At 19.2% G+C, this 8,205-nt stretch carries 5 protein-coding genes; all 5 read left to right on the forward strand.

The genetic code is table 11. The features are described from left to right. The first annotated feature begins 589 nt into the window (after positions 1-589). The 5 genes from BT993_RS07355 (at position 590) to BT993_RS06435 (ending at position 7,895) form a co-directional block, all read left to right on the forward strand. Positions 590-727 (forward strand): hypothetical protein, encoded by a 138-nt coding sequence (locus tag BT993_RS07355; protein WP_158007938.1) that lies wholly within the window; start codon positions 590-592, stop codon positions 725-727. 52 nt (positions 728-779) lie between these two features. Beyond that, complete coding sequence (locus BT993_RS06420) at positions 780-1,811, forward strand: HesA/MoeB/ThiF family protein (RefSeq protein WP_064609307.1); 1,032 nt, start codon at positions 780-782, stop codon at positions 1,809-1,811. A 17-nt stretch (positions 1,812-1,828) separates the two neighbouring features. Then, entirely contained in the window at positions 1,829-4,708 is a 2,880-nt protein-coding gene (locus BT993_RS06425; RefSeq protein WP_072593753.1) for a lantibiotic dehydratase C-terminal domain-containing protein, read from the forward strand. Positions 4,709-4,776: 68 nt separating this feature from the next. Continuing rightward, on the forward strand, positions 4,777-6,351 hold the full coding sequence (locus BT993_RS06430; protein ID WP_072593754.1) for an ATP-binding cassette domain-containing protein: 1,575 nt from the start codon (positions 4,777-4,779) through the stop codon (positions 6,349-6,351). Beyond that, the gene (locus BT993_RS06435) at positions 6,348-7,895 is read left to right on the forward strand and encodes an ATP-binding cassette domain-containing protein (RefSeq protein WP_072593755.1); all 1,548 of its coding nucleotides are present in this window, start codon (positions 6,348-6,350) and stop codon (positions 7,893-7,895) included. The genes BT993_RS06430 and BT993_RS06435 overlap by 4 nt, the downstream gene beginning before the upstream one ends. Positions 7,896-8,205: the final 310 nt, after the last annotated feature.

An 8,205-nucleotide genomic window follows, 5' to 3' on the forward strand; every position in this document is an offset into this window, starting at 1 on the left:
TATCAAAAGAGATATGTTTGTAATTATTTACTTCAAAAAGTTGAAATTGATGTTTATTTGTGATAGAATTATACTGTATTTTAAGCATAATTAATTATACCATAAAAGCATGATAAAATCAATGTTTTATGGTATTTTTAGTACAAAAAATCCTACTTTTTTCAAGTAGGATTTTCTGTTATTTGGGCTTTCTATTTCGGAACAGCCCCTTTTATTCATCATTATTTCTTAAATATCTATCCTTTTCTAATAATTAATAAATTTTAACTTGATTTTATTAAAAGTCAATATTAAAAAATAAAAAAGAACTTCTCTATTATTAAGAAGTTCTTTTGAGTTTATGAAGATAGTTCTCTCAAGTTTGTTTAATTATACTATATAAATTCTAATATTTCAAGCAATTTTAATATAAAAATTTAATGGCTAATTAATTGAAAATAAAATATCGTTTTTATTAATATTTATGTATTTTTAAGACCTAACTTAAAGAATTTAAAAATAATATATTTTTATATATTGACTTTTTTGTAAATCGAGCTATTCTTTAATTGGAATAAAGTTGTTAACATTTAAGGAGTTGATTATAAAAATGGAATTAAATTTTGATATTAATGAATTGTATAAAATTGATACTATTGAATTAGAAGAAGAATTAGAAGTTACAGAAATAGACGTTAAATTTTCTAGAACAGAACATAGAATACCACCAGTAACAACAAGAACATAGATTTATTAAATAAAATATAGTAAAATGTTAACAACTTTTTGGAGGTTAAAATATGAAGTATTGTTCAATCAATCCCAATGTTGATTATGCGATTACACCTGAAAATGAATATATATTTTTTTTTGGTGATAAATTTAAGTATATAAAAATTTTAAAAACAAAAGAACTAGAAGTTATTATTGATTACTTTGCATATGGGGAAATTTTGGAAAATTTTTTTAGTAATTTAGATTATTGTAAAAAATGTTATAAGAAAACAATTTCAGTATTGTTAAAAAAGGAAATTCTTTTAATACAAGAGATTAAAAATGAATTTCAATTTAAAAAATACTATACTCCAGAACTTTATGAAAATAATAGGTTTGGCTATCAAACTAGATATTTAAAAAGATTTTATTCTTCAGAATTTAATTTTAATGAATTTCAGAATAAGAAAGTTGCAATAATAGGAGCAGGTACGATTGGATCATTTATTGCTGTAACATTAGCAGCCATGAATGTAAGAAATATTATTGTAATAGATGGAGATGTTGTAAGTGAAAGTAATTTATCAAGGCAAATATTTTATAAAGAATCTGATATAGATAAAAAATTTAAAGTAGATTCATTACAAGAATATATTAAAAACTTAAATTCAAATGTCAAATTTCAAGGATTTAAAATTTATATAAATGAAAAATTTTTAAATTATGAAATTTTTAAAAATGTTGATTTAATAATACAAACTGCGGATAAACCTACAGGTAAAATAGATTTATATGTAGATGAAATTTCTAAAAAACTTAATATAAGTACATTATATTTGCATAATGGAAGTATTGGACCATTTATAATTCCTGGAAAAACAAAAACGTATTTAGACTTCGTAAGAAAACTAGATGAAGAAAGCAAAGGGTTATATAGTAAATCAATTAATTATCAATCATCTAAAAGTAAAACAGCATTTGAAACATCATTACATCTTTTTTACACAATGTTATATCAAATAATAGATGATGTTTTAATTTATTTAATATATTCAGAAATACCAAGATTAAAAAATAAAATATGGTTTTATAAAGATAATTCATATATTGATTTTTGATAGGAAAGAGAAATGATATGAACTACATTAGAAAAAATAGTATATCGATAGATAATTTTAAATTTTATAAAGAAAATATAGATAGCTTAATAAAGTGTAATGATAATTTAATTAATGAAATTTTAAATCTAATATGGATTTCGAGTCCTCAATTATATAGAATGTTGTTAAAAAATAAAATAAATAAAAAAAAGAAAGTACTATGGAAATATATAATTAGAAGTATATTTAGATCTACTCCTTTTGGTTTTTTTTCAACTGTTATTTGTACTCAAAGTTTTAATAAAAAAAGATATTTTGATATAGATTCATTGTGGTTATATAAATTTTTTGAGGAATATATTATTCAAAATAAATTTAAAGATATTGATTATTATTATTTTAAAAATGGAAATGTTTTTGAATTTAAAGATTCTTATGAAATTTTAGGTAAAACTCCAAAACTTTTTTTAAAAAATAATAGTGTAGAGATTTTATTAAAAATATTAGAAGTTCCAAAAAATTTTTTTGAAATAAAAAATGAGTTATTAAAATTAAATATAATTATGAGTGATGAAAGTTTAAAAGATATAATAAAAATGTTAGAGTATAAAAACATTATTATTTCAAATTATAAAATTAATTTAAATAATAGCTCTAATATAAAGATATTAAAGAAAATTGCTAAATTAGAAGACTTGGATTTTGAGTTAAAAAAAATTTTAAACGAGGTTATAATAAGATTCAATAATTTAGAAGAAAATTATAGTATAGAATCGTTAGAATGTATAATAGATTTAATGCAGAAAATAATAAATTCGGATTATTATATTAATGTAATATCTTATGAAACTAATTTTATAGATATTGAAAATAATTATAAAAAAACAATAAATAAATTTGATAAAGATTTTTCAAAATTATTAAATTACATACCAAATTCAAATTTTCAAAATAATATTATTGGAATTATATTGGAAAAATATAGTAAGAATAATTTAGTTCCGTTAAATAAAATTTATTTTGAAACTAAAAAATTTATTTCATTAGAAGAAGAAAAAAAAGGTGTATTTTTTGATATAATAAAAGAAATTTTTATAGATACTTATAATTTATCTAATAATGATTACTGTGATTTAAAAGAGTTTGGATTTATAGATAAATGTATTAAAAAGATGGAAAAAAATAATTTATATAAAAAAAGATTTACAATTAATGATATGGACTATATTATTGAAGGAGTAATGTACAATAATAAATTAAAATTTTCTGGATTATCTAATGAAATTGGAAGTAAAAATTCTGGAAGATTAGCAGGAAGATTTATTTTAAGTGATAATTTTTCAGTTGATGATAAAATTAAATTTATTGAAGAAATAAAAATGAAATATGAAGAAAATAATATAATTCCTACAATAATAGTTGAAAAAAATGATGATTATAGGATATATAATGTAGTATCTAAATATAATTGTAATATTCATAAAATATATTTAGATACATTTTGTGATTTTGAAGATAAATATACTATAAAATTAGATGATTTATTTCTATATGTAAATGATTACGAAGAATTATGTCTATATTCTAGAAAAGAAAAAAAGAGATTGAATATTTTGCAATTAGATGCTTTAAATAAAAAGATATGTTCCAATATTTTTCAATATTTATTTTCTACTACTGAAAATATGTCAGTATTAGATATATTAGAATTTTTAAAAAAAATAGCATTAGATAGTTTTTTTAAAAAGCCAATTTATTATGGTGAAATTTTAATTTTTCAACCAAGTTTTATTTTGAAAAAGGATTTTTATAAATTTTATAAATACAAAGAAGATTTTATAATGGCATTAAAATTAAAATTAAAAAAAAATATTATGCTAGAAAATAATTTGATAAAAATAATAAAAGATGACCAATATTTTATTTTGGATATTAGCATAGATGTTCATCAAGAAATATTAATAGATGAATTAAATAAGAATGATTATTTGATATTGCAAAAGGTAAATCAAATTATTCAAAATTCAATAAATAATAATTTAAAAAGTTATAATTTAGAATACATTTTCAGTAAAATAAATATAATACAAAAAAATGATTTAAATACTGCTATAGACTATAATGAAAATTTAGAATTAAAAACTTTAGAAGATGATGTTATTTCAATGAAAATTTATACTAGATATAGCTTTCAAAATATAATTTTATTCGATATTTATAAAATGATAATAAAATTTAGAAAATTATATTTTGATTTAAAATTTACTTATATAAAATATAGAGAATCAAAAGATCATTTAAGAATAAGGTTTTATGTAAGGAAAGAAGATAAATATAAAATATTAGAAAAAATTGTAAATAGTATAAATGAAATTTTACATATTGATTTTTTTGAAATAGTTCCTTTTTATCAAGAAAAATTAAAATATAATATTGATAGTTATGAATTATATAAAGAATACATAAAAATTGAATCAGAATTAATTGTAAATATTTTAGAAAAACAGAGTAAAGAAAAAAAATATATACTTTATTTTATAATAATTAGAACAATAGAAATTTTTAATATGCAAAATGAATATGAATATGTAGTTTCAAATTTATTAAGATTTAAGGATATAAGAGAAAAAACTAATAGGGATAAAAAAGTAATAATTTCAAAAATAAAAGAATTAAAAGATAATACATTGAAAGGGGTAGAATTAGAAAAATTATATGTTGATTGGGAACAATCACTATATAATTATGTTTATTCATTAAATGACATTTCATATTCAAAGAAGTATGATATTTTAAGAAATATTATACACATTCAAATTAATAGGTTTTATGGAATAGATAGAAATTTAGAAGAAGAGATATTAGAAGTTGTATTTATACTTTTAAAATTTATAATAAATAAACAAGGAGAATAAAGTTAATAAGGTGATAAAGATGAACAAAGAATATAGTTTTTGATAAATTCATTTTAAAGGAGAAATAGATGCAAAAAAATATTTTAAAACTAATAGATAAAAAGATTTTTTTTCTATTAGTTATTTTTAGACTTATTTTAAGTCTGCACAATGCTGTAGTGTCATATTTAATGAAAGTTATTTTAGATGAAATATTTAATAAAAATGTAAAAACAATAAACATAATATTTTTAATCATAATAGTTATAACACTATTTCATGCATATATTTATTACATATACAGTATTAGTCTTGAAAAAGTGAAAAAGAAATTGATGGAAAATATTACTTTTAATATTGTAAATAAATATCTTAGAAATAGTAATGATGATTTTAATTTAGGTAATTTTACTACATTAATTAATGAAGATGTATATAACTTAAGTGATTATCTAATGTATGGATTTTTCCCTATTTTAGATTTTTCTATTATGTTAATAGTAGGGTTTGTATATATTTCATTTTTTTCATTTAAGGCTTTATTCCTATATCTATTTATAGGTTTAATATTTTTATACTATTCAAAGAAAAACTATAACATAGCCTATGTTCAAAATACAGGATATTATGAAAAAGAAGATAAACATAAGACATATTTTGAAAGTCTTATTAAAAATATACCTATTCTTCAAGTATATAACATTTTAAAATGGACATTATCTAAACATAACCTTATTTACAAAGAAAAAATGAAAGAATATGATAGAGTAGCTTCTTCTTTTTCAAAAATGGATAGCTTTCTTACAAGTGGAATATATTTTGTGCAGATACTTACATTTATTCTAGGAATACATTTAGTTTCTACTAAAGAATTAACTTTAGCTGAAATGATATCTATATGGAATATAGGGGTAGGTTCAATAATCTATGTATTTATAGATCTTTTTCCTATAGTTGACTATGTGATAATTCAAAAAACTTCCATAGAAAGAATAGAAAAACATATATTTTTAAAAGATGAAAATGATATAGAAAATATATGTTTTAGTGATGATGTAGAGGGAATAAAAGGAGAAAATATTAATTTTTCATATGATGATAAAAATGTTTTAGAAAACTTATCTTTTAATTTTCCAAATAAAAGAATTTCATATATACTAGGTGAAAATGGTAGTGGTAAGAGCACTTTACTTAAATTACTCTTAAATGAATTAAAATTAAATAGTGGTAAAATATATACAAATATACATAATTTAAAATTTACATTTATTAGTCAAAAAAATACCTTATTTACCACAAGTATATATGAAAATATATGTTTAGGTAAAAAGCTGTCAAAAGAAAAATTGTATTATTTATTAGAAAAATTAAATTTATTGGAAGTTATAGATAAATTACCTAATGGATTAAATAGTATATATAACGAGGAAATAAATCTTTCTGGTGGAGAAATTAGAAGGATTGCAATAGCAAGAGCCATTTTAAATGATTTTGACTACATTATACTTGATGAACCTTTTTCAGATCTAGATAAAGTAAATCAAGATTTAATAATGGAGTATCTATTAGAATTAAAAAAAGAAAAAGGAATAATAATTATTACTCATACTACAGATATGATACTAGAAAGTGATAATGTTTTAAGGTTAGGTGATAGTAAATGATGAAAATTATTAAATTGTGTAGAGAAATCAAAGTATACTATATTTGGCTATTAGCTTTAATATTTTCTATTTTAGAATTTTTAATAGCAAGAGGAATAATTAAATTAGAAGAAAATTTTAACACTAAAAATATATCCTTCCTTTTATTATTAATCTTACTTTTATCTCTAATAGGATATTATTTAAACAAGAAAATATATTTAAAGGAAAAGGAATATAAGCAAAAGATAAATACTGACATATTAACATCACTTACTAAAAAAGAATATATGAAAATTGATGAAGGTTTAGATGGAGAAATTATGACACTTTTAATATCTGATAGTGATATAGTTTCTAAGGCATATATATCTGATTTAACAAAAATAGTAATAGGAATATTATCATTTATAGCAGCTACTGTGTTTGGATTTTTAACTTCTATTAGTCTTACTGTATTTTCATTGATTTTATGTCCTGTGTCTTTATTAATATTTAAATATATTTCAGATAAGATAGAAAAATCATGGAAGTTAAGACAGGAAAGTCAAGAAGACAGTCAACAAATTTTGCAAGAAATATTTGTAAATAAAATACATTTAAAGATACTTAAAAGTGAAAATTTTGCTATAAAATTACTTAAAGAAAGATATGTTAAATTTTTAGATAGTAATTATGAAAATTCAAAACTACAGTGGCAGTTATATACTCTATCTATGTTATCAGGTCTTTTGTTTGATAGTTTAAATTTAATGTTTAGTTTTTACCTAATATTAAATAACAAATTAACTATAGGAGGGTTTATAGGATTTAGTTTACTTATTAGAAATTTTACATGGATATTTTATGAATTACCTAATAATTTAGTTAAAATAAAACAAGCAATAGTTTCATTTGAAAGAATAAATGAATTTATACATATTGAAAATATTGATGAGTTTAAAGTAAATGATATATCTAGTATTAAATTAGAAAATATTACTTTTTCATATATTGAAGGAGAAGAAGTTTTAAAAGATATATCTTTTGAGGTAAATGGAGAAAAGAGTAAAATATCAATATTAGGTAAATCAGGATCAGGTAAAAGTACGCTTTTAAAAATTCTTTTAGGACTATATAAACCAAATAAAGGAAATATATTTATTAATGATAAAAAAGTAGACATATTACCTAAAAATATTTTTAATTATGTTCCACAAAAAATAGAACTTTTCCCTTTTTCGATTAAAGAAAATATATTGATGGGTAGAAATATATCTGAAGAAAAATTAAATGAAATAATAGAAAAAACAAATTTAAAAGAATTTATAGATGAAAAAGGATTGGATTATGAAATAAAATTAAATGAAGATATAAATTTATCTTCAGGTCAAATTCAAAAAATAGGAATTGCAAGAGCATTAATAGAAGATAAAATATTAATATTTGATGAACCTTTTGCTAATGTTGATAATGAAACAGAAGATAAAATATCTAAGTTATTATACAAAATTAATTTACCCGTAATACTAATTTCTCATAGAGATAGTAAATTTATACAGCATTCTAAAAATATATTATTGTGAATTATAAAAATTAATAGTATTAAAGTTTAAAAGTTCATAAAATTTCTTTCTATTTATTCTTTATCTTACTAAATTTCAACTTAATTTTATTAAAAATCAATATCAAAATATAAAAAAGAACTTCTCTATTATTAAGAAGTTCTTTTGAGTTTATGAAGATAGTTCTCTCAAGTTGTTTTAATAATACTATATAAATTGTAATATTTCAAGCAATTTTAATATAAAAATTTAATGGCTAATTAATTGAAAATAAAATATTGTTTTTATTAATATTTATGTATTTTTAAGACCTATAAGATATAGGTTAAAT

Origin of the sequence: Streptobacillus ratti, from assembly GCF_001891165.1 — a bacterium.
Taxonomy (GTDB): Bacteria; Fusobacteriota; Fusobacteriia; order Fusobacteriales; family Leptotrichiaceae; genus Streptobacillus; species Streptobacillus ratti.